Genomic DNA, 25,351 nt, shown 5'->3' with positions numbered 1-25,351 from the left:
GCGCCGCCAAAAACTCTGGGGGTTTCGACTGACGGGATTCTCATTTCGGGACAAAGGTCGTTCCGGCGAGCGACTCACCCCACCAAAATCATCCTGGACGCTCGGACAGGGGTCGTGTATTCTCGGATTTGTTCATGCGCTCAAAGTGAAATAGCAGTGAAATGTTCTCGGCCAGGCGATACGGGGAAACGCTGACCGTGGTAACCAATGTATTTGACAGAACGCGCACCGAACTTCTCGAACGGCAAGCTGAAATATCCGAGATCGAAAGAAAACTCGACGATCTGCGCGGCGGATTCGGCGGAGTCATAGCGGTCGAGGGCGCCCCGGGTACGGGCAAGTCGAGCCTCCTTCGCCACCTGCACAGCAAGGCCGTGGACAACAAGTTCCTGGTACTCCATGCGAGAGGGAACGAATTCGAGGCCTCATTCGCCCTGGGAGCGGTTGCGCAACTGATTGAATCCGCGGTCGAGGACCCTCCGGGCGGGAACCTGTCCGCCCGACTGCACGCATCGCGCATCGCACACCTGCTGCACGGCGAACTGCCGGACGAGGCACACCCGGCGGAATGGCACGCGCTGCTCCATGAATTACACCGGGTCTTTCTGGATCTCGCCGGCGACCGGCGCCTCGTTCTCGTGGTCGACGACGCGCAACTGGCCGATCTGCCCTCCTTACGGTTCCTCAGTTACCTCGCCGCCCGGGTCGGGCACAGCCCCATCATGCTGACCGTCGCCATGGAACCCCGGGGCCCCGGTCCCGCCGCCGATCTGCTGGGGGCGGTGGTCGCCTCCTTCGACTCCACCGTGCTCCGGCCGGCGCCGCTGAGCCTCGGGGTCCTGGAGCAGGTCGTCGCGGAGACCGTCGGCGGACCCGACCCCCTGGCGACCGCCGAGTCCCTTTTCGAGGCGACCGCCGGCAACCCGATGCTGGTGCGGGCGGTGCTCGACGAGGCGGCCACCGGAGCCGGGCGGCCGGCCGGTACCGGCCCGGACCGGCTGACCGAACGCGCCCCCCGCAGCCTCGTACGCTGGATCGTCCGCAAGTTGCGCAGCCTCCCGGAGCCGTCCCTCGAACTGGCCCAGGCGGTAGCGGTGTTGGGCCGCTCGACCGAACCACGGGTGGTGGAGCGGACCACCGGCCGCGCCGACGCCGAGTTCGACAAGGCGCTCGCCGCCCTCATCGACGCGGAGATCCTGATCGACGAACCGGTACTGCGGTTCGCCCACCCACTGGTGCGTACGGCGGTCCAGGACAGCACTCCGCCGGCCACCCGCGGCCAACTGCACGCCCGCGCGGCACGGGCGCTGGCCACCGCCGGGGCCTCACCGGAGCAGATCGCAGGCCATCTGCTGGAGGCACCCGCCCAGGCCGACCAGCGGACCGTCAGGAGCCTGCTGGACGCCGCCGCCGCGGCGGGCGCGCGCGGCGAGTCGGACACCGTGTCCTATCTGCGCCGCGCCCTGCGCGAACCCCCGGCCGACCGCAATCTGCCGACGGTTCTGAGCCGCCTCGGCGCGGCGGAGCTGTCCGTCGACCACGAGGCCGCCGCAGCACACCTCGCGGAAGCCCTGGAGCACACCTCCGCCCCTCAGGCGCGAGCCGTCGTCGCACGGGACCTGGCCTCGGCGCTCGCCGCCGGCTCCCGGTTCGAGGAGGCGGTCACCGTGCTGGCCGACACGATCACCGAACTCCCGGCGTCGGACACCGTCGCCGACCTGTACAACGCGCTGTCCTGCATCGGCAGACTGTCCCCCGGCGCCCGTGATCTCCAACGGCGGCGCCTGGCCCAGCTCCGGGAGCGGACGGCCGGGACGGCCTTCCCCGGGAACGGCCACGGCCTCCTCGAACAACTGTGGAACCGCACGGACGCCCGACGGATGGCGGACTCGGCCGACCATGTACTGCGCCGGGCGGGCCTGCCCGCCGAGAACGGCGTCGGCTGGGGCGCGGCCCTCACCGCGTCCTGGTCCCTGACGATCTGCGACCGGCTCCCGGAGGCGCGCCGCGCCCTGCGGACGGTGACGGACGAGTCCCGGCGCCGGGGAGTCCATCTCTTCCACCTCGACGACTGCCTGCGGGCGAATATCGAACTGCAGCTCGGTCAGGTGTCCGTCGCCGCCGACCTCGCCGCGACCGCGCTGGAGGCCAGCGAATCGGCGGGCCGCCCCACGATCGCGCAGCCGATCGCGGCGGCCGCCCTGGTCGAGTCGCTGATCGAGCTGGGAGAACTGGAGCGGGCCACCACCGAGCTGTCGGTGCGGGAGCTGCTCCATGCCGAGAGCGACACCTCCGTCCACCTGCCCCTGTTGCGCGCCCGTGGTCGGCTCCGGCTCGCACTCGGGCAGACCGACGCCGGGGTGGCCGACCTGCTGAGGGGACGAGCACTCGACGCGGAACTCGGCCCGGCGGCGGGATCGGTGGGTATGTGGACCCCGATCGTCACGGCCCTCCACCGCAGTGGACGGGTGCGGGAAGCACAGGAGTTGGGCGAGGAGGAACTGGCCCGTGCGCACGCCTTCGGAGCGGCCCGCCCCCTGGCCGTGGTGCTGCGGACCCTGGCCTCGACCGCGGCCCCGGACCGCGCCCTGCGGCTGCTGGAAGAGGCCGTCGACCTGCTGGACGGCTCACCGGCCCTCCTCGAACGGGCCCGCACCCTCTACGTCCACGGCAGGCTGCTGGGCAGGGCCGGCAAGACCTCGACGGCACGCGGGCAACTCCGGCTCGCCGTCGAACTCGCCGGAGAGTGCGGAGCGTACCCCCTGCACGGCCGGGCCCGGGAGGAGCTGCTGTCACTCGGGGCCCCGGCCCGCGGCCCGGGTCGCCGCAAACGGTCCCCGTCCGCGCTGACGCCCTCCGAGGAACGGGTGACGGCCCTCGCCGCCGAGGGCCTGAGCAACCGGGACATCGCCCAGACGCTCTTCGTGACGGTCAAGACGGTGGAGTGGCACCTCACCCAGGCGTACCGAAAGCTCGGCATCGTCTCACGGGAGGACCTCTCCCGGGCGCTTGCGGCATCGGCTGCGACAGACCGGGAGAGTCGCCTCACGTCACTCGCAGGGACGTCGGAGAAGGAATCGACCCCGGTCTCGAACCAGCCCTTCCCGAACGCCTCGGACGGACGGCCGGACGCTCGGGCGAGGGGTACGGGCTGAGGACCTGGCCGTCCGGCAGAGGCGCACCGACACCGTGTGTGCCTGGCCAGGGGTCTCCATGGCCGGATGCGGACCCACGCTTGCGGGTGCGTCCACCGACCGTCCCGCCGGGTGGGACGGCGGCCGGGGCGGCCGGCAGGAGAAGCCCGAGGCATCAGTCAACATGGCATCTGACCTGCGAAAATACAGAGCGGCAGACGAGTCGGGCTGTACGCCGGGTTCTGTTCCCGGGGTTCCTCGCGGAGCCCCGGGCGACGGCCATCCATCTAGGGCCGGCGTTGCCGCCGGCCTCGTGCGGTCTACCCGCGGACTCGGGCGGGCAGCCCTCGATCGTCCGCGCAGAGCGCTTTTCACGGCGCTCCTCTTGACCTTGCTCCGGGTGGGGTTTACCTAGCCGCCTGAGTCACCTCAGGCGCTGGTGGTCTCTTACACCACCGTTTCACCCTTACCGGGGACCGAGGTCCCCGGCGGTCTGTTTTCTGTGGCACTGTCCCGCGGGTCACCCCGGGTGGCCGTTAGCCACCACCCTGCCCTGTGGAGCCCGGACGTTCCTCGGGAAGTCCCGTGAGGAACTCCACGCGGCCGCCCGCCCGGCTCGTCTGCCGTGTCGACCATGGTACCCGCCGCCCGGCCGGCCGGCTTCCGCTCCCGCGCGTTGGCCAGCACCGATCCGGTGAGGATCAGGACGAAGGCGGCCACCACCGTCGCGGTCAGGGCCTCGTCCAGGAAGAGCGCGCCGGCCGCCACCGCGATCGCCGGATTGACGTACGTGATCACCGAGGCGCGGATCGGGCCCGCCTCCTTGATCAGCTCCAGGAAGGCGACGAACGCCACCGCCGTGCAGATGACGCCGAGGGCGGCCAGAGCGGCCAGGGTCTCCGGGGTGGGGAGGGCCGCCGGGCGGCTCGCGATCGCGGCGGGGGCGTAGACCAGGGCGGCCAGGGCCAGGCAGGGCGTGATCAGGTGCAGCGTGGGGACGTCCTTGAGGTGGCGGTCGGCGATCAGCGGCGCCGTCGCGTAGCCGACGACCGTGACCAGGACCTCCGCGAGGGAGAGGGCGTCGCCGCCGGTCAGGTGGGGGACGGTGAGGACTCCTACGCCGCCGAGCCCGAGGGCCAGGCCCGCGATCCGGCGAGGGCCCAGGGACTCCGCCCGGCCGAAGGCGCGGGACAGCAGGACGCCGACGATCGGGACGCCCGCGATCAGCAGGCCGGCCGTGGAGCTGGAGAGGTGGCGTTCGGCGTCGGTCAGGGTGTACCAGGGGCCGACGATCTCGATGACCGCGAACGCCAGCATCGGCTTCCAGTGCGCCCGCAGGTTCCGGACGAGGCCCGCCTGGCGCAGGGCGAAGGGGAGCAGGAGGAGCGCCCCGACGGCGCAGCGGGCGAAGACCACGCCCGACGGGGACACCTCGTCCACCGCCACTTTGATCATCAGATAGGGGATGCCCCAGACCACTCCCATCAGGGAGAACAGGAACCAGCCGCGTGCAGTCATGCGGGGAGTGTCCGCCGGCTCAGCGCCCGGCGTCTTGAACGCTGTTGCGGTACGCCGCCGGGGTCACCCCGAGGACGCGGCGGAACCACCGGGTGAGGTGCGCCTGGTCGGCGAAGCCGACGAGGGCGGCCGCCTCCGCGGGCCGCACCCCCGCGTCGAGCAGGGCGCGGGCCCGGGTCACCCGGTACTGGGCGAGCCACGCGTACGGCGGCACGCCCATCGTCGTACGGAACGCGCGGAGCAGCTGGTAGCGGGAGAGGCCGAGGCCGTCGGCGAGGTCTCCCAGAGAGGGCGGGGCGAGGAGCTGGTCGGCGAGGCGGTCGCGGACGGTGAGCGCGACGGACCGGGCGCCGGGGACGGCGCCGTCGTCGGCACGGGACGTGGAGTAGCGGCGGGCCAGCGCGGCGAGCAGCCAGGGCAGGCGCGACTCGGCCTCCAGCGGGTCGGGGCGGGCGCTGAGGTCGGTGTGCGCACGGCGCAGGGCGGCGGCCAGCTCCGGGTCGTGCAGGACGGGTTCCGGGAAGTACGGGAGGGCGGTGCCGAGGGTGCCGTCGCCGAGCAGGGCGGGGGCGGCGTAGAGGGCGCGGTACGCGTAGCCCTCGGAGGCGGCGGGGCCGCCGGTGTGCATCTCGCCGGGCTCCAGGACGACGATCGAGCCGGGCCCGGACACGAGGCGCCCGCCGCGGTAGGCGATCGTCTCGAGGCCGTCGACGGTGACCCCGACCGTGTACTCGTCGTGCGCGTGCGGCGCGTACTCGTGCCGGTCGAACCGCGCGGTGAGCAGATCCAGCGCGGGCCCGCCCCACCCCAGCCGCGCCCTGGTCCACCTGGCCTGTTCCCGCACGTTCCCCACGATGTCGCACCCCCGCCCCTCAGGGGATCAGAGGAAGTCGGCGGTGTCCAGGTCGAAGGCGAAGGGTTCGGGGAGGGTGAGGGGCTTGCCCAGGGGCCGGGTGCGGTGCTCCCGGTACTCGTCGCCCTCCGGGTCGCCGAACAGGGTGATCGAGGACGTCTCGCGGTCCACGAGGAGGTACAGGGGAATGCCGCCCCGCGCGTAGCACCGGCGCTTGGCTTCGCGGTCCGCCTGCGGCTTGGTGGAGGTCACCTCCACGACCATCGCCACGCCGCCGTCGCACGGCATCCACGGGTCGGCGCCGCGGTAGAGGCGCAGCTCCGTGCGCGCGAAGGTGCCGTCCGGGATGACGTGGTTCTTCGGGCAGGCGCCGCCACTCTTCAGCTTCAGTCCTTTGTTCCCGGAGAAGTCCATGTCGGTACGGGATCGTCTGATCACCTGCTTCATGATCAGATTGATGTAGTCCTCGTGGTCCCCGTCCGGCGGCGGCGTCACGACGATCTCCCCCTCGATCAACTCCGCCCGGAAGCCGTCCGGGGTGTCCAGGGCGAGGAACCCCTCCAGCAGGACGTCCGCCTGCGAGATCGGCTCATGGGCCATTGCCGTCACGTCGCGCCCCTCCTTCGGTCGCTCGCCAGACTGGACCATCGGGTGATCACCTGACCGTGGAATCGGGAACCGTTCCCTCGATCGTGGCACAGGATCACGGCCCCTGTCGGACGCCACAGCGTTCGCTTGACCCTGCCGCGACGTCAACGTTTCTACTGGGGGCATGCGGATCGGAGAACTCGCCGCCGCCGTCGGGGTCACCACGCGGGCGGTGCGGCACTACCACCATCTGGGGCTGCTGCCGGAGCCGGAGCGGCTCGGGAACGGGTACCGGGACTACACCCTGCGGCACGCCGTCGTACTGGCGCGGATCCGGCGGCTGACCGAACTGGGGCTCGGGCTCGCCGAGGTGCGGGACGTGCTCGCGGACGACGCGGGCAAGGACCTCGCCGAGGTGCTGGCGGAGCTGGACGAGGACCTGGCGCGGCAGGAGGAGGCGATCCGGGAGCGGCGGGCGCGGTTGCGGACGCTGCTGGAGTCGGAGGGCGGGACGACCGCCGAGGGTCCGGTCTCGCCGGAGCTGGCCGCCCTGTTCCGGGACACCGCCCATCTCACCGACTCCCCCATGGCCGCGAGGGACCGCGAGATCCTCGCGCTGATCGAGACCTCGGCCCCGCCGGAGGAGCGGAAGCGGCTGATGGGCCTGATGAGCGGGGTGGTCGGGGCGCCGGGCGGGATGGAGCGGGCCATGGCCGTGTACCGGCTGCTCGACGAGCTCGACGGTGCGGGCCCCGACGATCCCGGGGTCGACGAGGCCGCCCGCGCGCTCGCGGAGTGCGTGCCCGCCGAGTTGCTGCCGGAGGACTCCGTCCTCGACGAGAGCAACAGCTTCCTGGCCGCCCTCTACGCGGACTTCGCCCCCGCCCAGGCGGAGGCCTTCCGCCGGGCGCTGCGGATCGTCGCGGAGGGGCGGGCATGAGCCGGCGGACCGCGGGAGGGACCGGTGCGGTGGGGGTGGCGGTGCGGGTGGGGTGGGCGCTGGCGCGGCACGAGGCGCGGCTGATGGCGAGTCTGGGGCTGTGGGTGGCACGGCGCACCCACGGTGCCGGTGCCGGCGGTACGGCGTTCGGGTACGCGGGCGGGCAGGCGGCCCTGATGTTCGGGCTCGCGTTCGTGTGCGTGGTCGAGACGGTGGCGATGTCCGTCCTGCTGAGCGACTGGCCGACCGTGCACACGGTGGTGCTGGTCCTGGACGTCTACACGGTCGTCTTCGTCGTCGCGCTGCACGCCGCGTCCGTCGTCCGGCCCCATGTCGTGGGTCCGGGTGGGGTGCGGGTCCGGCGGGCCGTGCACGTCGATCTGTGGATACCGCGGGAGCGGATCGGCTCCGTCCGGCGTGAGCTGCGGATGACGCACGAGGCGGCGGACGGCGTGCTCGATCTCGCCGTCGGTTCGCAGACGAACGTCACGGTCGAGCTCACCGAACCGGTCACCCATGTCGGCCCGCTCGGCGGCCGCCGCGAGGTCTTTGTGGTGCGCTTCCACGCGGACGACGCCGACGGGCTCGTACGCGCCCTGACCGTCGGGGCGGCCCCGCTGTAACCCCTCGCAGATGGGCCTGAGCGGGCCCGCGCTGTACCGGTACGTCTCCGGCCGCGACGAACTGATCCATCTCGCCGAGCACCGTCAGTGGGTCGGCTGCCATCCCGCGGACCCCGCTGCCCTGCGCCGCGCGCTGACCTTCCGGACCCGTCTCCACGGTGTCCTCTCCCCGGAGCCGGCGGGCCGCTTCACGGGCATGGGCTTCGGCCCGGCCCCGCTCCACGGCACCGAGCCGGCCGGCCTGACGCACGTCGTACCCTGACGAACGGGTTCGATCGAAGGAGTACGTGTGCTTGTCCTGCTGCCGCCGTCCGAAGGCAAGGCCGCTTCCGGCCGCGGTGCCCCGCTGAAGCCCGAGTCGCTGTCGCTGCCGGGACTGACCGCCGCGCGGGAGGCGGTGCTCGCCGAGCTGGTGGACCTGTGCACCGGCGACGAGGACAAGGCGCGCGAGGTGCTCGGACTGAGTGAAGGGCTGCGGGGCGAGGTCGCGAAGAACGCCGGACTGCGGACCGCCGGGGCCCGGCCCGCCGGGGAGATCTACACCGGGGTGCTGTACGACGCCCTGGACCTGGCGTCCCTCGACGCGGCGGCGAAGCGGCGGGCGGCGACGTCGCTGCTGGTCTTCTCCGGCCTGTGGGGCGCGGTCCGGGTCACCGACCGGATCCCCTCCTACCGCTGTTCGATGGGGGTGAAGCTGCCCGGACTGGGGGCGCTGAGCGGGCACTGGCGTGCCCCGATGGCGGAGGTACTGCCCGAGGCCGCGGGCAGCGGGCTGGTCCTCGACCTGCGGTCGGCGGCGTACGCGGCGGCCTGGCGGCCGAAGGGCGAGGTGGCCGGGCGGACGGCGACGGTACGCGTGCTGCACGCGCCGACGCGCAAGGTGGTCAGCCACTTCAACAAGGCGACCAAGGGGCGGATCGTCCGGAGCCTGCTGACGGCCGGGGCGGTCCCGGGGGACCCCGCCGCGCTGGTGGAGGCGCTGCGGGACCTCGGGTACGAGGTGGAGGCGTCGGCGCCGGCCAGAGCGGGGGCGGCCTGGGCGCTGGACGTGCTGGTGGACGAGGTGCACTGAGGACAGGCAGCACTGGGGGCAGGTAGCACTGAGGATAGGCATTGCAGCATGCGCAATGAGCTTTGCGCATGCTGCGGAGAGGGCGGCAGGATGACGGCATGAGCTGTCCCCTGCCCTCCTCGTCCGCTGCCTCCTCCGGCTCTTCTTCCGTGCTGGATCTCGCGTCCGTCGTGCCCGTCGTCGTCATCGAGGACGCCGCCGACGCCGTACCGCTGGCGCGTGCGCTGGTGGCCGGAGGGCTGCCCGTGATCGAGGTGACCCTGCGGACGCCCGCCGCGCTCGACGCGATCCGGGCGATCGCCGGTGCGGTGCCGGAGGCCGTGGTCGGGGCCGGGACTCTGATCAGGCCGGAGCAGGTGGACGAGGCGGTGGCGGCCGGGGCGCGGTTCCTGGTCAGCCCTGGGTGGACGGACGTACTGCTGGAGGCCATGCGGGCGTCCGGGGTGCCGTTCCTGCCGGGAGTGTCCACTGCTTCTGAAGTGGTGGCACTCCTTGAGCGGGGGGTGCGGGAGATGAAGTTCTTCCCGGCACGGGCCGCGGGCGGGACGGCGTATCTGGAGTCGCTCGCCGGGCCGCTGCCGCAGGCCCGCTTCTGCCCGACCGGAGGCGTCGGCCCCGACTCCGCGCCGGACTATCTCGCGCTGCCCAATGTGGCCTGTGTGGGCGGGAGCTGGATGCTTCCGGCGGACGCGGTGGCCGCGCGGGACTGGGCCCGGATCGAAGGGCTGGCACGACAGGCGTCGGAGCTGCGGAGCTGAGGGGGTCCGAGGGGCCCAGGAGACCAAGGAGACTAGGAGACCCGGGAGACCCGGGAGACCCGGGGGTTCATGGGCTGGAGGGTCCGCGGGTCCGACCGGGGCTCGTTCGTCGGATCACGCCGGGGCATGGGGCCGGCGTGATCGCCGGCACCGGCCTCGCTCCCCCGGACGGGCCTCAGCGCAGGTGTGAGGTGTCGTTGAACAGGCGGACGCTGGCGTTGCCGTCGGCGTAGTACGCCACGGCGGAGAGTGAGGCGGCCGACAGTTCCATCCGGAACAGTGCCTCGGGCGGGGCGCCCAGGGCCAGCCGTACGAACATCTTGATCGGTGTCACGTGGGTGACGAGCAGGACCGTGCGGCCGGCGTACGCGGGGATCAGCTTGTCCCGGGCCGCGGCGACCCGGGCCGCGGTGGCCGCGAAGCTCTCGCCGCCGCCGGTGGGTTCGGCGTCCGGGGAGGACAGCCAGGCGTTCAGGTCGTCGGGGTGGCGCTCACGGACCTCACCGAAGGTGAGGCCCTCCCAGGCCCCGAAGTCCGTCTCGCGCAACCCGTCCTCGACGCCCACCTCGAGCCCGAGGCGGGCGGCGACGATGTCCGCGGTCTCGCGGGCACGGGCGAGCGGGGAGGTGACGACCGCCTGGACGGTGCCGCGCCGGGCGAGTGCGTCGGCGACCTTCTCGGCCTGCTCCCGCCCGATGCCGGAGAGGGAGGGATCGCTGCCGCCGCTGCCCGAGAAACGCTTCTGCGGAGTCAGCGGCGTCTCCCCGTGCCGCAGCAGCACGAAGGTGGCCGGCGCCCCCATGTCGGCAGGTGCCCACCCGGAGGAGGGGGTGGTGGTGGGGGTGGGGGCGGAGGTGGCAACGGTCTGCGCGGCCCGCAGATCCGCCCCGGCCCCGGCACGGGACCCGGACCGTGGGGTGCCGGCACCCCCGGGCCCGGCACCAGCCGCCCGCGCGGGCCGCGCGTCCGTCTCGGTCTTCGAACGGTCCGCGGCGGGGGCCCCGGACGCCGGGGCCGGTGCCACGCGGACCCGGTCGGCTTCCGCTGCCGCGTCGGCCGCCGGGACGACGGGGTGGGCGGGCGGCGTGTCCAGGTCGGCACGGGAGGCCGCGGGGGACCAGGTCCCGCCCCGCTCGCCCGCGTCCATCGCCTCATTGGCCAGGCGGTCGGCGTGCTTGTTCCGCTCGCGGGGGATCCACTCGTACGTGACCCGCTCCGCCGGGAAGACCCGCGCCGCCTCCGCCGCCAGCGGCTTCATCGCCGGATGCTTGATCTTCCAGCGCCCCGTCATCTGCTCCACGACGAGCTTGGAGTCCATCCGGACCCGGACCCGCGCCTGAGGGTCCAGCGCGCGGGCGGCGCTCAGGCCGGCCAGCAGGCCCCGGTACTCGGCGACGTTGTTGGTGGCGACACCGAGGTACTCGGCCGCCTCCGCCAGGGTCTCCCCCGTCGCCGCGTCGCTCACCACGGCCCCGTAGCCCGCGGGCCCCGGGTTGCCCCGCGACCCGCCGTCCGCCTCGACGATGAACTCCCGCATCGCTGAATGCCCTGCCTCTACTGCCGTTACCGCCCGACCACCGCTCCCGCCCCTACAGCCCCTACAGCCCCGACTCGGACGTACGCACCAGGATGCGGCGGCAGTTCTCGCAGCGCACCACCGTGTCGGGGGCCGCGGAGCGGATCTCGTTCAGCTCGGTGATGGCGAGCTCCTGGCGGCAGCCCTGGCAGGTACGGGCGTACAGCTTCGCCGCGCCGACACCGCCCTGCTGCGCGCGCAGTTTGTCGTACAGGCTCAGCAGCGGGGCGGGTACGGAACCCGCGATGACCTCGCGCTCCTTCGTCGCGGAGGCCACCTCCGCGTCGATCTCCTCGACGGCGGTGTCCCTGCGCACGGTCGCGTCGTCGATCTTCCCCTGCACGGAGCCGACCCGCTCGGTCAGCTCGGTGACCCGCTCCTGCGCGGACTCGCGGCGCTCCATGACCTCCAGGACGACGTCCTCGAGGTCGCCCTGCCGCTTGGCGAGGGAGGCGATCTCGCGCTGGAGGTTCTCCAGGTCCTTGGGCGAGGAGACGGCCCCGGAGTCGAGGCGCTTCTGGTCGCGGACGGCGCGCTGGCGCACCTGGTCGACGTCCTGCTCGGCCTTGGTCTGCTCGCGGGCGCAGTCGCTCTCCTCGGTCTGCGCGGCGACGAGCAGGTCGCGCAGCTGGGTGAGGTCCCGGTTCAGCGACTCGATCTCACCGTGCTCGGGAAGCGACCTGCGCCGGTGGGCGAGCTGCTGGAGCCGGACGTCGAGGTCCTGGACGTCGAGGAGTCGGATCTGGTCGGCGGGCTCGGCGTTCAGTTGGGGGCTCCAGATGTGTCGGAATCGGAAGGGGCGCGCACGGCGCTCCCGGGAAGGGCGCCGGTGGGCGACGGGCGGGCGGACGACGCCGCGTGGGCGGTCCAGGGGTCGGTGACCGTCTTCGAGACATGGACCCGGAGGTCCCATCCATGGCGGTCGGAGATCTCGTCGAGCTGCGCCGCGGCCAGCTCGCACCAGGGCCACTCGGTGGCCCAGTGCGCCGCGTCGAGCAGCGCGAGAGGGCCGGCGTCGCGGGCCGCCGTCGCCATGAACTCCGAGGCCGGGTGGTGGCGGAGGTCCGCGGTGAGGAAGGCGTCCACGCCGACGGCCCGGACGTGGTCGAAGAGGCTGTCGCCGGATCCGCCGCTGACGGCGACCGTACGGACCGGCGCGTCGGGGTCGCCGGCGACGCGGATGCCCTGCGCGGTGACGGGAAGCCGTTCGGCGGCGCGGGCGGCGAGGTCGCGGACGGTCATCGGATGGAGCGGTTCGCACACCCGGCCCAGACCACGACGGCCGTCCGGGTCGGTCGGGTCCGGCACGAGGGGCCGTACGACCCGGAGGTCCAGGGCGCCGGCGAGGGCGTCGGAGACACCCGGGTCGGCGGTGTCGGCGTTGGTGTGGGCGACGTGCAGCGCGATGTCGTTCTTGATGAGGGTGTGCACCACGCGGCCCTTGAAGGTGGAAGCCGCCACCGTGGTCGTGCCGCGCAGATAGAGCGGGTGGTGGGTGACGAGCAGGTCCGCGCCCAGTCCCACCGCCTCGTCGACGATCTCCTGGACCGGATCGACGGCGAACAGGACCCGGGCGACCCGCTGGTCGGGCTCGCCCACGACGGTGCCGACCGCGTCCCAGGACTCGGCCCGCTCGGCGGGCCACAGGTTCTCCAGCGCGGCGATGACTTCTGACAGACGGGGCACGCCGCCAAGGCTACCTGGCCTGCCCCTGGCCCCGTACCGGCTCCGCTCCCGCGAAGGGGCCGGCCGCCGCCGCGTCTGCCGCATGGAGCACAAGCCCTCGGCCTCCTCAGGCGAATCGTTCCTGGAGCACCCTTATGTGTGAAGCGGACCCCGGCCGTCCACCGTCCGCGCGGGCGGAAAACTACCGTTCGTCACCGGAGGTGACCGACGATGACGGTCTGTGCCATCGAACCTGCGACGGGACACGAGGACGGAGCCGGCCGGGCGGGCTGCGCCATCAGCGCGGACGGGGGCTATGCCGCGCGCCTGGCTCTCGCCGGCGACTCCTTCTTCCCGGAGCGCTGGACCCTGGACGGCCCCGAGCCCTACGCGGTGCCGCTGCCCGGCAACCAGCCCGAGGAACCCGGCACGGAGGTGCAGCCGCTCGCCGACGGCCGGGTCCTCATCCACCGGCTGGTGGAGGGCCGGCACGCCTTCTCCCTGCTGTACCCGGCAGGTCCCGGCACCGGCGAACTGCCGCTGGGCGGGGTCGGGTGCCCGGAGGACACCCGGCTGCGGCTGCTGCCGCCCGCGCCGGACGGGGAGCGGGCGTACGCCCTCGCCGCGGGCCCGGAGGCGACGGCGGTGTGGCTGGTCGTGGGCGGAGCACGCGGGCCGGAGCGGGTCGCGGAGGTCCCCGGCCGCTGCTCGGGCGGGGTGTGGCTGGACCGGGACGGGCGGATGCTGGCCCTGGACCGGGAGAGCGGCGGGCGCACCAAGGCGGTCGTGGTGGACCTGGGGCGCGGCGGCGAGATGTCGCCGCTGCTGCAGATCACCGACGAGAGCGACGACCGGGTCCTGCTCGCCGACCCGGACAGCGGTCTGCTGCTGATCCGCTCGGACGCGCCCTCCCCGGGGCGGAACCGGATCGGCTGGGGGGTGCTGGGCAGCACACTGCCGGTGCGCTTCCCGGAGTGCCTGCGGCTGCCGGACCGCACGGTGACGCCGTTCGCGATCCAGCCGGGACAGATGCTGACACCGGAGGGGTGCGCGGTGGCGCTGCGCATCGACGGCGCGGCCGGCAGCTGGGTCGGGGTGTGGCGGCCCGCGGAGCGCACGGTGCGCCATGTCCCCGCCCCGGCGGGGTGGTTGGTCGGGGCCGGGCTGTGGACGGCGGACGGGGCACTGCGGTTGCCGTATGCCACCCGGTCGGTGCCGTGCGGGGTGGCGGTCCTGCGGATGCCGGAGCAGGAACGACGGCCGGAGGGGCTGGAGGTCCGTCCGGCGGCGGGTGACCTCCCGGAGGTGCCCGGTGAACCGCCCGCGGGGCACGACGAGTCGGAGGCGTGTCCTATTCAACTCCCGTCTGCTGCGGCTCCGGTGGCGTACGGCTTCTGCGAAGCCCTCTCCGCAGCCCGGCCCGTCCCCCTGCAACAGGCGCCTCTGGGGCGGCTTGTAACGAACTAGTGGCGGTCGGCGTGGCCGCCTGGATTCGGGGTGTGGTGGGCCGGTTAGACTCGCCCGGCTGCAGGAAAGATCATGTTTACGGGGTGAATTCCTTCTGATGAACGACGTCATCACGCACCAGGCGCAATCCACTGAGGACGGACAGGCCACTGCCGGACACGGCAGGCACCGGGGGCCGGTCTCCATGCAGGAGCCCGAGGCGTCCCCGCGCGGCCGTCACCGCAGGCCGGCACCGGAGAACGAACACGCGGAGTCGGCCGCCTGAGGATCCGTCAGGCGGGACCGTCACGGTCCGGCCCGGCCCCGCCCGTCGCACACCGACGGGCGGGGCCGTTCGTCGTTCACCGGCCGGGGCCGCCATTCGCCGTCTCGTCGTCCATCGGCCCGAGGGGCCGCTCACCGTCAACTCGCACCGGGCCCGAAAGGCAACTCACCGTCACGTCGCTCACCGGCCCGAGGAGCCACTCACCGTCAACTCGCACCGGGCCCGAAAGGCAACTCACCGTCACGTCGCTCACCGGCCCGAGGGCCGTTCGTCATCCAATCGGGGCAGGAGTGGCGGACAGTGGGTGTCCGCGAGTGCGGGAGCCGCTCCCCGGTCGACCGCGCTCACCGCTGCCGCCACCGCGCCGCCCCACACCGCATCCGGACGCGCGGTGTCCCGCCCGGGTGCACGACCCCGGCGAACCGGGTGGTGCGGGAGCGGACGCGGGTGGCACGGGGCCGGCCGCGCCTGGCCGACCGGACGCTCCACGGCGGCCGGACCCGCCACACCGGGCGAGCGAGGCCTGGCCGACAAACCCGGCCGCGCCCGGCGGTCAGGGCATGCGGGCGGCGGTGCCGGCGGCATCGGACCGGCGCCCTGCCCACCCGCCGACCCGACCCCTGTCGCCCGGCCGCGCGCCGGGTACGGCAGCATGGCTCCCGTGGACACACGTACGGCCTCGGGAGAGGCGAGCCCCCTGTCGATGGCACCCGAGTCGATGGCACCCGAGCCCGGAATCCTGGCGGCGTTCGAGGCGGCCAAGGGATTCATGCCCGTGGACGAGGGCCTGGCCCTGTACGCGGCGGCGGCCGAGGCCGGCCGGCTGGGACTGCCGCTGCTGGAGGTCGGCACCTACTGCGGGCGCTCCACGATCCTGCTCGCCGGCGCGGCACGCGCGGCCGGTGTCACCGCGCTCACCGTGGACCACCACCGGGGCAGCGAGGAGCAGCAGCCCGGCTGGGACTACCACGACCCGGAGACCGTCGACCCCGAACTGGGCCTGATGGACACCCTCCCCACCTTCCGCCGCACCCTGCACCGGGCGGGCCTGGAGGACCACGTGGTCGCCCTGGTCGGCCGCTCCCCGCAGATCGCCGCCCTGTGGGGCTCCCCACTCGCCTTCGTCTTCATCGACGGCGGCCACACCGACGCACACGCCACCGCCGACTACGAGGGCTGGGCGCCGCACCTCGCCGAGGGCGGTCTCCTCGTCATTCACGACGTCTTCCCCGACCCGGCCGACGAGTTCACCGGGCAGGCCCCCTACCGCGTCTATCTCCGCGCCCTCGCGTCCGGCGCGTTCACGGAGGTCTCGGCCACCGGTTCGCTGCGTGTCCTGCGGCGTACGGGCGCGGAGGCCCCGCACCGTTAGGGTGGCTGCGTGTCGTACACAGGTCCCGGTTTCGAACCTCCCCAGCCCCGGCGGTCGCGGCGCGGCCCGCTGACCGTGGCGCTCGCCGCGCTCGTCTCCGGAGGACTGCTGGGATGGGCGGTGTACGCGGCCGTGGGCGGCTCGAAGGACGACGAAGGCTCGGGAAACACCTCGGCGTCCGCGTCCGCCGCGTCGCGCACACCGGCGCCCTCCGACGGGAGCGCGTCACCGCCCGCCGGTTCCGGTTCCGGTTCCGGGGACACGAAGCCCGGCGCCTCCGCCACCACGAACTCCCCCTCGGCCTCCGCCCCCGCCGCGTCCGGCCCGCTCAAGGGCAAGGTCGTCGTCATCGACCCGGGGCACAACCCGGGCAACTTCCGGCACGCCGACGAGATCAACCGCCAGGTGGACATCGGGACGAACAGCAAGGCGTGCGACACCACCGGCACCACCACCAACGACGGTTACGCCGAGGCCAGGTTCACCCTCGATGTCGCCCACCGGATGCGCACGCTCCTCCAAGCGCAGGGCGCCACGGTGAAGCTGACGCAGGACGCCGACCGGCCGTTCGGGCCGTGCGTGGACGAGCGGGCCCGGATCGGCAACAAGGCGAAGGCGGACGCGGTCGTCTCGCTCCACGCGGACGGCTCCGGCACCGGGAACCGCGGCTTCCATGTGATCCTCCCGGGCGCCGTGAACGCCGGTGCCGCCGACACCCGCGCCATCGTCGGGCCCTCACGCGACCTCGGCGAGCGCATCGCGGGCAACTTCGTCCGCGTCACCGGCAGCGCGCCCTCCAACTACACCGGCGACGGCACCGGACTCGTCACGCGTAAGGACCTGGGCGGTCTCAATCTGTCAACGGTTCCCAAGGTGTTCATCGAGTGCGGCAATATGCGCGATAGCAAGGACGCGGCACTGCTGACCAGCGGTGCCTGGCGGCAGAAAGCGGCGCAAGGGATTTCCGACGGAGTCGTGAGTTTCCTGCGCGGGTAGGGATCAGCGCAGTGATCCGGGCGGACAGCCGGATCGTGCGGACGATAGTGTCGTCGGCACGATGAGGGGCCACCCCCGCGCTTCGCACCGGACCCTTCGGGCGACATGGTGACAGCGACGCCTCTTCCGACGACGAGACGACCTACGAAGGACCTGAAGTGAATATCCGCTCCCTCACTCGAGGCGACGGCGTGGTGATCGGAGCAGCGGTATTGCTGTTCATCGCGTCGTTCCTCGACCTCTACTCCATCGACGGCGTGCGGGACAGCCTCGACCTTCCCAGCCTGTGGTCGAGCGGGCCGGTGCTGCTCGGTGTCGTACTGGCGGGGTTCATCGGCGCGGCGCTCGTCGTCGTCACCCGTGGCCTGCCGCAGGCGCCGAAGGTCGCGGGTCTCGACCTCGGCCAGTTCGGCGTCGCCTTCACGGTGTTCGCCGCGTGGAGCGCGCTGGGCAACATCTTCGACGTGGCCGGCGGCGCCGACAACTTCGGCGGCGGGGGCGAGGGAGCCGACCCCGGCACCGGCCTGATCCTGGCCCTCATCGCCACCCTGGTCATGGCGGCGGCGGCCGTCGCCACCCCGCTGGTCCCCGCCCTCAAGGGCTCCCTCCTCCCGGCCGCCGGTCCCAGCGCCCCGCAGCCCTACGGCGGTCAGCCGCCCGGTGGTTACGGCTACCCGGGTGCGGGTGCGCAGCAGGCCTCCTTCGGTGGTCAGCCGCAGCAGGGCCAGCCCGGTCAGCAGCCCTTCCCGGGCCAGCCGCAGCCGGCCGGGCCCGCCGCTCCGGCGCCCGCCGGGGACTTCTCGCCGTTCTGGTTCGCCGTGCCGGTGCCCCGGCCGCTGTTCCCGGAGGACGGCTCGCCCACTCCCATCGCCGAACTGGCCCCGGGTACCTGGTACCTGGCGGTCGAGCAGCGCGGCCAGGCGCTCGTCGCGCAGACGCAGGACGGCCGTCGTGGCGTTCTGCAGGACACGTCGGGCATCCAGCGCGGCTGATCCTCCCGGCCCTTCCTCGTCACGGCCCCTCGCCCTCGCGGGCGGGGGGCCGTTGCCGTGTCACGGGGCCGCGGAGGGGTGACTGATTTAAACGAACCCGCCTGTTAATACGAATTCCATTGGTACTACTCTTCCGGCAGGACAGGGCGTCCTCCCCTGGGGCGCCCCACGTCGAGAAGGGCATGCCACATGGGAGCAGCACCGACAGGCGGAGCGTCAGCGCCCCCATCGCGGGGCGGGGGCGGGGATCCGGAGAGCGGAGTTCCGGAGGGCAGGGCCGTGCGGGGCGGCGGGCCGGCCGTGAGCGGGCCGCCCGGGAACAAGCGGCCGCGGATGATCGCCCGCGGCTGGGTCCAGGCGGCGATCCTCGTCACGCTCGGCGGGTTCTTCGTCCTCGGTTTCCTGGCGATCCGGACCTACCAGGCCCAGCCCCCCATCCCCGAGCGCACGGTCACCTCCTCCGGCGAGGTCGTCTTCACCGGAGAGGACGTCCGCGAGGGACAGCGGGTGTTCCTGCGCACCGGCCTCATGCAGTACGGATCGATCTACGGCCACGGCGCCTATCTGGGCCCCGACTTCACGGCCGACTACCTCAACCGCAGCGCCACGATGGTGCGCGAGTCCTACGGCGGCGCCGACTCGGCGGACGCCCACGACCGCACGGTCGACGACTACCGCGTCAACCGCTACGACGAGGCCACCGGGGCCCTGGTGTGGAGCGACGCGCAGGCCGACGCCTTCGCCGAGCTGACGAAGCACTACGCCGGCCTGCTCGGCAGCCCCGACGGCAAGCAGGGCCTCAAGCCGGACGCGATCACCGACCCGGGTGAGGTCCACGACGTCACGGCCTACTTCGCCTGGACCGCGTGGACGGCCGCGGCCGAACGCCCCGGCCACGACTACTCGTACACCAACAACTGGCCCTCCGAGCCGCTGGTCGCCAACGAGCCGACCGGGCACACCGTGACCTGGAGCGTGCTGTCGCTGATCTTCCTCCTCGTGGGGACCGGCGCGCTGTTCGCCGCGTTCGGGCGCTGGAACTTCCTCGGCTGGCACCACCGCGACCACCGGGAGCTGCGCTTCCACTCACCCGACCGCGTCCAACTCACCCCCGCGCAGCGCGCCACGGCATGGTTCTTCTTCACCATGGCCGGCCTGTTCCTGGCCCAGGTGCTGCTCGGTTCCGCCGCCCAGCACTACCGGGCCGACCTGCAGAGCTTCTTCGGCATCCCGCTCGACCGCTGGCTGCCCTACAACCTGGTCCGCACCTGGCACACCCAGCTGTCGATCTTCTGGGTGGTCACCTCGTTCCTGGCCATCGGCATCTTCATCGCCCCGCTGATCTCCCGCGGCTGGGAGCCCCGCAGGCAGGCTCTGCTGACCCGGATCCTGCTCGGCGCGCTGGTCGTCGTGGTCGTCGGCAGCCTGCTGGGCGAACTGGCCGGTCAGCGCGGCTGGCTCGGCGACCTGTGGGCCCTGCTGGGCAACCAGGGCTGGGAGTACCTGGACCTGGGCCGGGTGTGGCAGACCCTGCTGACCATCGGCATGGTGATCTGGGTCGTGATCCTCTTCCGCGGGCTGCGCCGCCGGCTCCGGGGCGAGAGCGTCGCGAACATGCCGTGGCTGTTCTTCCTGGCCGCGCTCGCCCTGCCCGCGTTCTACGCCGTCGGCCTGCTGGCCACCCCCGACACGCAGTTCACCGCCGCCGACTTCTGGCGCTTCATCGTGGTGCACCTGTGGGTCGAGGACTTCATGGAGCTGTTCACCACCGCGACGGTCGCCTATCTCTTCGTCCTGCTGGGCGTCGTCCGGGAGCGGGTGGCGCTGGCCGTCATCTTCCTCGACATCGTGCTGTACGGCGCGGGCGGCGTGATCGGCACCATGCACCACCTGTACTTCTCGGGTGAGCCCGCCGAGCACCTGGCGCTCGGCGCGACGTTCTCCGCACTGGAAGTGGTGCCCCTGCTCTTCCTCACCGTCGAGGCATGGAGCTTCCTGCAGATCGGCGCCCGCCGCCACAGCCCGTCGGACACACCGTTCCCGCACCGGTGGGCGGTCATGTTCCTGGCCGCGGTCGGTTTCTGGAACTTCCTGGGGGCCGGTGTGTTCGGTTTCCTGGTCAACCTGCCCATCGTCTCCTACTACGAGATGGGCACGGGCCTGACGGCCAACCACGCGCACGCCGCGATGATGGGCGTCTACGGCATGCTCGCGGTCGGGTTCGCGGTGTTCGCGCTGCGCTACCTCATCCCCGAGAACAAGTGGTCGGACCGCTGGCCCCGGATGGCGTTCTGGTCGCTCAACCTCGGTCTGGCGTGGATGTCGTTCGCCACCCTGCTGCCGAGCGGCGCCCTCCAGTTGTACAAGGTGGTGGAGAGCGGCTACGCGGACGCCCGCAGCCTCGGTTACCTCCAGGGTGACACCAACGTGTTCCTGGAATGGCTGCGGCTGCCCGGGGACGTGGTGTTCATCGTCGGCGGTGTGCTGCCGGTGCTGTGGATGACCTGGCTGGGCGTACGCCACCGCGTCGGCCGGACCCGGCAGCCGGGCGACGCCGAACTGAGCCTGCTGTTCACCGAGGTGGGCCCGGGCATGGTGAAGTCCGACAACCCGGCGCACGACGCCGGGGTCGAGACCGGGACCGGGGTCGAGACCGGGACCGAGGGGCGGCGCCGGGACGAGAACAGGGACGAGGACGAGGACCTGGCCGGTGAGGGGGTGACGACATGAGCGGCGAGGCCGTGCTCGTCGCCGGGTACATGACGGTGCTCCTGTTGGTCGGCATCGGCCTGGACGTCTACGGCCGGCAGAGCACGGGCGCCTGGGAGTCCCGTATCTTCGCCGGGTACCACCGGGCGGTCAGGGAGGCTCCGGAACCGGTGCGCCGGGACGCCTGGCCGCACTCGGAGGTGCACCGCTTCCACCGGGCCGTGTCGCTGTTCGTCTCCGTCGTCGCGATCGTGCTGGCGTGCGCGGAGGCGGTCCGCCACCACGCCCCGGCGGACCTCGCGCTCCTGCTCGCGGTGTCCGTGCCGCACTGCCTGCTCCTCGCCCTGCTGGGGCGCCGGCTGTACCGCACCGAGGTCGCACCGCCGGAGTGACCCGAGAGCGGCCGACAGCCCGTAGGGGTTAGAAACAGATTCTCCTGTTTCTAACCCCTACGGTTGTATCATCCACGCATGGCACCAAGACGACAGCTCACCGATCCCGGGACCGGCGCTCCGGCACAGCGGGGACGGCGAGCCGCCGTCCTGCAGATGTTGCGCGAGGCGGACGGCCCGGTGAGCGTGGCGGACATCGCCGACCACGCCGGCATTCATCTCAACACCGCCCGCTTCCACCTGGACGCGCTCGTCACCGACGGCCAGGCGGTGCGCGGCACCGCGCCGCGGGACGAGCCGGGACGGCCGAAGGTGGTCTACTCGGCGGCCGCCTCCGACGGGCCGGACGGCTCCCGCAGCTTCCGGCTGCTCTCCGACATCCTTCTCGGGGTCGTCTCCTCCTCGGTGGAGGATCCGGTGGCCGCCGCGACGCGGGCCGGTCACTCGTGGGGCGCCTATCTGACCGACGCCCCGGCCCCCACCGAGCGCATCGGCGCGGAGGAGGGGGAACGCCGGCTGGTGGCGACCCTGGAGGACATGGGCTTCGTGACGGAGCCCGAGACGGCGCAGAGCACGAAGCCGGCAGCGGGGGCGGACGACGCCCGTCCGGAGGCGGGCCCGGAAGCGGCCACCGGGGCCGGCCCGGGAGTGGTCCTGGGGGCGGAGACGGGCCCCGAGGGCGGCACCGACCGGGTGCTGCGCCTGCACCACTGCCCGTTCCGCGAGGTGGCCCAGCGTCGCCCGGACATCGTCTGCGCGATCCACCTGGGTCTGATGCGGGGCACGGTGGAAACGCTTCGGGCCCCGCTCGCCGCGGCGAGCCTGGAGCCCTTCGTCACGCCCCACCTGTGCGTGGCGACCCTGCGACGCACGGATACCGCTCCCTAGGCCCCTTTCGGCGTCGCCTTCGTCTCCTCGGTGATCCGGGCGATCAGTCCGTCGAGGACCTGCTCCGCCTGCTCCGGGTCGAAGTCCTCCCCCAGCCGCTTGCGCACACCGTCGTCGCTGAGGAGATGGTGCACGGCGGGCGTCACACCGTGCCGGGCGAGGCAGTTGCGGGCGCACTGCAGCACGCATCCGTCGATGGCGACGACCGGCCGGTCGCTGCGCGCCTTGCGGACCAGGCTCGGTACGTCCCCGCCGACACCGGCGATGCACGACATCTCGGCGATGCCGCGCCGGTCGAGCTGGATCGCGATCCAGTTGGTCATCTGGGCCGCGCTCGAACAACCCGAGCAGGAGTAGACGAGCGGCAGATCACGGCGGCGGTTCACAGGGGCCTCACTCACAACGGCGGGATCGCGCGGTGCGCTTCTCCGCCAGCCTAGGTCCGGTGCCCCGACGGGCCCATGGGTCCGTCGGGGCACGGGCAGGGCCGTTCGGCCCCGTTCAGCGCACGCGCAGTACGCCGTGCGCACCGCGTTCCGCGTCGCTCATGATGTGGGTGACGAACGGGTAGTTCCCGGCCTCGGGCAGGGTCAGCTCGACGAATCCGCCGGACGCGGGGGCGAGATCGAGGACCTGTGCGCCGCCTTGCTCCGGACCGCCCGGCTTCAAGTCGTACGCGCCCTCACGGAACACCGTGTCGAACTGCCCGCCCACGACATGGAAGGCACTGGGCACGTTCGGGCCCGCCGTCAGCACCCAGATCCGTACCCGCTCGTCGACCTTCGCGGTCAGCGGGTCGTGGTCGTACTGGTTGGCGTACCCGTTGAAGGCGACCATGTCGTGCTCCTGGGCGTTCACCTTGCCGGCGTCGGCCGTCCCGTTCTGCTTGCCGAGGTAGAACTCCGACTGGACCAGCAGGTACTCGTGGTCCACCCGCGGCAGGTTCGGCGGGTCGATGACCACGGCGCCGAACATGCCGTTGGCGATGTGCAGGGACATCGGCATGGTCGAGCAGTGGTACATCCACACCCCGCTGCGGGTGGCCTTGAACCGGTACGTCAGCGACTCGCCGGGCTGGATGGTGCGCATCGGCCGGTCCGGGGCCAGGGCTCCGGCGTGGAAGTCGATGGAGTGGCCGAGGGTCCCGTCGTTGACGAGGGTGATCTCGAAGGTGTCACCGACACGTCCGCGCAGGACGGGTCCGGGTGCCGTCCCGCCGAAGGTCCACAGCGTCTGGCGTACGCCGGGGGCCACTTCGGCCTCCGCTTCCTGCACGGTGAGGGTGCGCTTGTGCAGCCGGGGGCCGGAGGCGTCGGTCGTGGGCGGCAGTGCGGCGTCGCGGGCGGTGAAGCCCTCGGACGGTTCGGCCATCGGGTCGAAGGCGTCGGCCGCGTCGGCGGCGTCCGCGTCGGCGGCGTCCGCGTCGGATCCGCTGTCGTCCTCTGACGCCGTTCCGCCCTCGTCGTGCGCGGTGCCGTGGTCGTGCGCGGCCCCGCCGTCCTTCCCGGCCTCGTCCTCCTGGGCGGTCGCGCCGTCTCCGGTGACCTTCACCGCGAAGACCATGCCCATCTGGCGGTGCCCGACCACCGAGCACCAGCCGTCCAGGTTCCGGCCGACGACTCCCGCGTCCAGGGTCGCCCGCTTCCCGGGGGCGAGCCGGTCGGTGCGGGCACCGGTCTCCAGGACCAGGTCGTGGGTGTCGGTGCCGGTGTTGTGGAGCCGGACCACCAGGCGGTCGCCCGCGGGCACCTCGACGGAGGCCGGGGAGAAGCGCATGTCACGGATCGTCACGTCGACGGTCGTGGTGCGGCCGGTCGCCGTCACCTCGCCTCCGCCGTCCGCGCTCGTCGCGGCGGACCGCTCCAGGATCGGCAGCGACTGTACGTCCGCCGCGCCGCCCCCCGCGACGGCCAGCAGCACGACCGCGAGCCCGACGGCCACGCCGCCGAGCACACGGTGGGGGGCCGCGGGCGCCTCGGCGGGTGCCGGTGCGGCCGCCGCCCCGTCCCGGCGGCTGCGCAGGCCCCGTACGACCGTGAGGATCAGCAGAACGAGGAAGTGCAGCAGCATGACCAGCAGCAGCACGGAGCAGATCACCCGGACCATGGACGGCACCGGCAGGACGCAGAGCAGCAGCGCGGTGTTGGTGATGGTCAGCCGGGCGGGCCAGGCCCGTTCGAGTCCGGCGGTGGCGGCGCGTACGGCCGTGGGGCCGCCGCCCAGGACCACGGGGACGAGGAAGCTGAGGGCGCCGAGCAGCACTTGGGCGATCCAGCCCGCCGCGAGCGGCGCGGTCAGCAGGGACGTGCGCTCGGCCACCGTGATCCAGGAGGTGGTGGAGAGCAGGATGCCGGCCAGGACCAGCAGGGAGCCGGCCAGCCAGAGGCTGCCCGCGGCGACCGACCAGGCGGCGAAGGAGCGGGGCGCCTTCGCCCGGGCCTCGCGCACCCACGGGATGCCCGCGATCACGAGCCCGGCGGCGTAGGCGGCCACACCGGGAGCGGCCAGCGGCGGGGGGCCGAGCAGCGCGGCGGCGACGGCCGCGCCGAGCCCGGCGAGCAGGACGGGCAGGGCGGTGCGCCCGGCCCGTTCGGCGCCGTCCGCGACCCGCGTGCGCAGCATCGTGGGCCACAGGGTGATCAGCGTTCCGGCCACGGTGAGGCCGACCCAGCCGAGCAGGTTGATCAGCTCGTGCGCGATCAGCAGCCGGTCGGGGAGGTCGCCGCCGAGACTGCCGCGGGCCATGACGACGCCCAGCGCGGCGCCCACCGGCAGCAGGGCGGCGGCGGCCGTGTAGTAGCGCACCGTCATGGTGAACCGGCCGGGCAGCGCCCGGCGCATCAGCCGGACCAGCCATACGGCGTGGGCGGTGACGGCGGCGGCGACCAGGCTGCCGCCGACGAGGACGACGGGCCACCGGTCGAAGAACATGCCGCTGATCACGCCGATGGCTCCGGCGTTCAGGCAGAGCAGCCGCAGGGCCGCCGGGGCACCCCGGTTCGCCTCCGGCAGCCGGAGCACGGAGGCGGCGAAGTGGCCGGACCAGATGACGACGGCGTTGGTGACCGCGCCGAGGAGCAGGGTGTGGACCAGCAGCCAGCCGGCGTGCGGCAGGAAGTGGTGGGCACTCCCGACCACGGCGAACAGCGCGAGCCAGGCCACCACGACGGCGTTGACACCGAGGTGCCACAGGGCGCGCGGTGATCGTCCGGGCGGCTTCGGGGCGGGTCCGCCCGCCGTGGGCAGGGACAGCTGCGTGGTCACCGGGAGTTCCTCGGGTCGGCGGAGACAGGGGCGGGGGATGCGGCGGGGGCGGACGAAGCGGCAGGCTCGGAGGACGCGGCAGGGGCGTGGGATGCGGCGGGGTCGGACGGTGCCTCAGAGGCAGACGGCGCGGCACGACCGGGCGGTGCCGCAGGCACGGGGGACACGGCAAGGCCGGACGGCACCTCAGAGGCAGACGGCGCGGCACGACCGGGCGGTGCCGCAGGCACGGGGGACACGGCAAGGCCGGACGGCACCTCAGAGGCAGACGGCGCGGCA

The 25,351-nt window shown here is 73.0% G+C and carries 22 protein-coding genes, 1 other RNA gene and 1 pseudogene; 14 read left to right on the top strand and 10 right to left on the bottom strand.

Features of this window, described 5'->3' with window-relative positions; translation table 11 throughout:
- Positions 1-140: 140 nt before the first annotated feature.
- Positions 141-401: a hypothetical protein gene (locus tag ACIF9R_RS31460; RefSeq protein WP_399985834.1), complete on the bottom strand. Its 261-nt coding sequence runs from the start codon at positions 399-401 to the stop codon at positions 141-143.
- Between ACIF9R_RS31460 and ACIF9R_RS31455 the strand changes: the two genes are divergently transcribed.
- Positions 285-3,155, top strand: a complete 2,871-nt coding sequence (locus tag ACIF9R_RS31455) for an AAA family ATPase (RefSeq protein ID WP_399985832.1) — start codon at positions 285-287, stop codon at positions 3,153-3,155. The genes ACIF9R_RS31460 and ACIF9R_RS31455 overlap by 117 nt on opposite strands.
- A 194-nt stretch (positions 3,156-3,349) precedes the next feature.
- On the opposite strand, the gene rnpB is transcribed toward ACIF9R_RS31455, so the two are convergent.
- From rnpB to ACIF9R_RS31435, 4 genes and pseudogenes are all read right to left on the bottom strand, one after another.
- An RNA gene (gene rnpB / locus ACIF9R_RS31450) (RNase P RNA component class A) lies at positions 3,350-3,753 on the bottom strand.
- Between the two features lie 119 nt (positions 3,754-3,872).
- Positions 3,873-4,589, bottom strand: a pseudogene (locus ACIF9R_RS31445) (DMT family transporter); the annotation flags it as partial.
- Between the two features lie 82 nt (positions 4,590-4,671).
- Positions 4,672-5,505, bottom strand: coding sequence for an AraC family transcriptional regulator (locus tag ACIF9R_RS31440; RefSeq protein ID WP_399985800.1), 834 nt, complete (start codon positions 5,503-5,505; stop codon positions 4,672-4,674).
- Between the two features lie 27 nt (positions 5,506-5,532).
- Positions 5,533-6,105, bottom strand: a complete 573-nt coding sequence (locus ACIF9R_RS31435) for a Uma2 family endonuclease (protein ID WP_399985831.1) — start codon at positions 6,103-6,105, stop codon at positions 5,533-5,535.
- 172 nt (positions 6,106-6,277) lie between these two features.
- On the opposite strand from ACIF9R_RS31435, the gene ACIF9R_RS31430 reads away from it, so the two are divergent.
- From ACIF9R_RS31430 to ACIF9R_RS31410, 5 genes are all read left to right on the top strand, one after another.
- On the top strand, positions 6,278-7,033 hold the full coding sequence (locus ACIF9R_RS31430) for a MerR family transcriptional regulator (RefSeq protein WP_399985799.1): 756 nt from the start codon (positions 6,278-6,280) through the stop codon (positions 7,031-7,033).
- 83 nt (positions 7,034-7,116) lie between these two features.
- Positions 7,117-7,656 (top strand): hypothetical protein, encoded by a 540-nt coding sequence (locus ACIF9R_RS31425; protein ID WP_399985830.1) that lies wholly within the window; start codon positions 7,117-7,119, stop codon positions 7,654-7,656.
- 10 nt (positions 7,657-7,666) lie between these two features.
- On the top strand, positions 7,667-7,918 hold the full coding sequence (locus ACIF9R_RS31420; protein ID WP_399985798.1) for a hypothetical protein: 252 nt from the start codon (positions 7,667-7,669) through the stop codon (positions 7,916-7,918).
- A gap of 27 nt (positions 7,919-7,945) precedes the next feature.
- A complete protein-coding gene (yaaA, locus tag ACIF9R_RS31415; RefSeq protein WP_399985797.1) occupies positions 7,946-8,728 on the top strand; it encodes a peroxide stress protein YaaA in 783 nt (260 codons plus the stop codon).
- A 98-nt stretch (positions 8,729-8,826) separates the two neighbouring features.
- Positions 8,827-9,486 (top strand): bifunctional 4-hydroxy-2-oxoglutarate aldolase/2-dehydro-3-deoxy-phosphogluconate aldolase, encoded by a 660-nt coding sequence (locus ACIF9R_RS31410; RefSeq protein WP_399985796.1) that lies wholly within the window; start codon positions 8,827-8,829, stop codon positions 9,484-9,486.
- A gap of 175 nt (positions 9,487-9,661) precedes the next feature.
- On the opposite strand, the gene ACIF9R_RS31405 is transcribed toward ACIF9R_RS31410, so the two are convergent.
- From ACIF9R_RS31405 to ACIF9R_RS31395, 3 genes are all read right to left on the bottom strand, one after another.
- Positions 9,662-11,023 (bottom strand): bifunctional RNase H/acid phosphatase, encoded by a 1,362-nt coding sequence (locus tag ACIF9R_RS31405; protein ID WP_399985795.1) that lies wholly within the window; start codon positions 11,021-11,023, stop codon positions 9,662-9,664.
- A 61-nt stretch (positions 11,024-11,084) separates the two neighbouring features.
- On the bottom strand, positions 11,085-11,828 hold the full coding sequence (locus ACIF9R_RS31400) for a zinc ribbon domain-containing protein (RefSeq protein WP_399985829.1): 744 nt from the start codon (positions 11,826-11,828) through the stop codon (positions 11,085-11,087).
- Positions 11,825-12,748 (bottom strand): Nif3-like dinuclear metal center hexameric protein, encoded by a 924-nt coding sequence (locus ACIF9R_RS31395; RefSeq protein ID WP_399985794.1) that lies wholly within the window; start codon positions 12,746-12,748, stop codon positions 11,825-11,827. The genes ACIF9R_RS31400 and ACIF9R_RS31395 overlap by 4 nt, the downstream gene beginning before the upstream one ends.
- A gap of 210 nt (positions 12,749-12,958) precedes the next feature.
- Here ACIF9R_RS31395 and ACIF9R_RS31390 point away from each other — a divergent pair, with 210 nt between their 5' ends.
- From ACIF9R_RS31390 to ACIF9R_RS31355, 8 genes are all read left to right on the top strand, one after another.
- Positions 12,959-14,194: a hypothetical protein gene (locus ACIF9R_RS31390; protein ID WP_399985793.1), complete on the top strand. Its 1,236-nt coding sequence runs from the start codon at positions 12,959-12,961 to the stop codon at positions 14,192-14,194.
- 97 nt (positions 14,195-14,291) lie between these two features.
- Entirely contained in the window at positions 14,292-14,459 is a 168-nt protein-coding gene (locus ACIF9R_RS31385; protein ID WP_399985792.1) for a hypothetical protein, read from the top strand.
- A gap of 703 nt (positions 14,460-15,162) precedes the next feature.
- Positions 15,163-15,831 (top strand): class I SAM-dependent methyltransferase, encoded by a 669-nt coding sequence (locus ACIF9R_RS31380; RefSeq protein WP_399985828.1) that lies wholly within the window; start codon positions 15,163-15,165, stop codon positions 15,829-15,831.
- A gap of 9 nt (positions 15,832-15,840) precedes the next feature.
- The gene (locus ACIF9R_RS31375; protein ID WP_399985791.1) at positions 15,841-16,827 is read left to right on the top strand and encodes an N-acetylmuramoyl-L-alanine amidase; all 987 of its coding nucleotides are present in this window, start codon (positions 15,841-15,843) and stop codon (positions 16,825-16,827) included.
- Positions 16,828-16,985: 158 nt separating this feature from the next.
- On the top strand, positions 16,986-17,819 hold the full coding sequence (locus ACIF9R_RS31370; protein WP_399985790.1) for a hypothetical protein: 834 nt from the start codon (positions 16,986-16,988) through the stop codon (positions 17,817-17,819).
- A gap of 300 nt (positions 17,820-18,119) precedes the next feature.
- Positions 18,120-20,549 (top strand): nitric-oxide reductase large subunit, encoded by a 2,430-nt coding sequence (locus ACIF9R_RS31365; RefSeq protein ID WP_399985789.1) that lies wholly within the window; start codon positions 18,120-18,122, stop codon positions 20,547-20,549.
- Entirely contained in the window at positions 20,546-20,920 is a 375-nt protein-coding gene (locus ACIF9R_RS31360; RefSeq protein WP_399985788.1) for a hypothetical protein, read from the top strand. Before ACIF9R_RS31365 ends, ACIF9R_RS31360 begins: the two co-directional genes overlap by 4 nt.
- A 78-nt stretch (positions 20,921-20,998) precedes the next feature.
- On the top strand, positions 20,999-21,808 hold the full coding sequence (locus tag ACIF9R_RS31355; protein WP_399985787.1) for a helix-turn-helix transcriptional regulator: 810 nt from the start codon (positions 20,999-21,001) through the stop codon (positions 21,806-21,808).
- Here the strand turns inward: ACIF9R_RS31355 and ACIF9R_RS31350 are convergent.
- Both ACIF9R_RS31350 and ACIF9R_RS31345 read right to left on the bottom strand, forming a co-directional pair.
- Positions 21,805-22,194: a putative zinc-binding protein gene (locus tag ACIF9R_RS31350; RefSeq protein WP_399985786.1), complete on the bottom strand. Its 390-nt coding sequence runs from the start codon at positions 22,192-22,194 to the stop codon at positions 21,805-21,807. The genes ACIF9R_RS31355 and ACIF9R_RS31350 overlap by 4 nt on opposite strands.
- Positions 22,195-22,309: 115 nt before the next feature.
- Positions 22,310-25,072: a multicopper oxidase domain-containing protein gene (locus tag ACIF9R_RS31345; RefSeq protein ID WP_399985785.1), complete on the bottom strand. Its 2,763-nt coding sequence runs from the start codon at positions 25,070-25,072 to the stop codon at positions 22,310-22,312.
- Positions 25,073-25,351 lie beyond the last annotated feature (279 nt).

The organism is Streptomyces sp. NPDC086080, assembly GCF_044540255.1.
Classification (GTDB): Bacteria; Actinomycetota; Actinomycetes; order Streptomycetales; family Streptomycetaceae; genus Streptomyces.
Note: the sequence above shows the minus strand (reverse complement) of the source record. Positions and strands in the feature narration are given on the sequence as shown.

What these genes read in the sequence shown, in the direction of transcription:
- ACIF9R_RS31425 (WP_399985830.1), top strand. Translation starts at nt 7,117, where the DNA reads ATGGCGAGTCTGGGGCTGTGGGTGGCACGGCGCACCCACGGTGCCGGT.
- ACIF9R_RS31420 (WP_399985798.1), top strand. Translation starts at nt 7,667, where the DNA reads ATGGGCCTGAGCGGGCCCGCGCTGTACCGGTACGTCTCCGGCCGCGAC.
- ACIF9R_RS31435 (WP_399985831.1), bottom strand. Translation starts at nt 6,105, where the DNA reads ATGGCCCATGAGCCGATCTCGCAGGCGGACGTCCTGCTGGAGGGGTTC.
- ACIF9R_RS31355 (WP_399985787.1), top strand. Translation starts at nt 20,999, where the DNA reads ATGGCACCAAGACGACAGCTCACCGATCCCGGGACCGGCGCTCCGGCA.
- ACIF9R_RS31460 (WP_399985834.1), bottom strand. Translation starts at nt 401, where the DNA reads ATGGAGTACCAGGAACTTGTTGTCCACGGCCTTGCTGTGCAGGTGGCG.
- ACIF9R_RS31430 (WP_399985799.1), top strand. Translation starts at nt 6,278, where the DNA reads ATGCGGATCGGAGAACTCGCCGCCGCCGTCGGGGTCACCACGCGGGCG.
- ACIF9R_RS31410 (WP_399985796.1), top strand. Translation starts at nt 8,827, where the DNA reads ATGAGCTGTCCCCTGCCCTCCTCGTCCGCTGCCTCCTCCGGCTCTTCT.
- ACIF9R_RS31380 (WP_399985828.1), top strand. Translation starts at nt 15,163, where the DNA reads ATGGCACCCGAGTCGATGGCACCCGAGCCCGGAATCCTGGCGGCGTTC.
- ACIF9R_RS31405 (WP_399985795.1), bottom strand. Translation starts at nt 11,023, where the DNA reads ATGCGGGAGTTCATCGTCGAGGCGGACGGCGGGTCGCGGGGCAACCCG.
- ACIF9R_RS31360 (WP_399985788.1), top strand. Translation starts at nt 20,546, where the DNA reads ATGAGCGGCGAGGCCGTGCTCGTCGCCGGGTACATGACGGTGCTCCTG.
- ACIF9R_RS31390 (WP_399985793.1), top strand. Translation starts at nt 12,959, where the DNA reads ATGACGGTCTGTGCCATCGAACCTGCGACGGGACACGAGGACGGAGCC.
- ACIF9R_RS31385 (WP_399985792.1), top strand. Translation starts at nt 14,292, where the DNA reads ATGAACGACGTCATCACGCACCAGGCGCAATCCACTGAGGACGGACAG.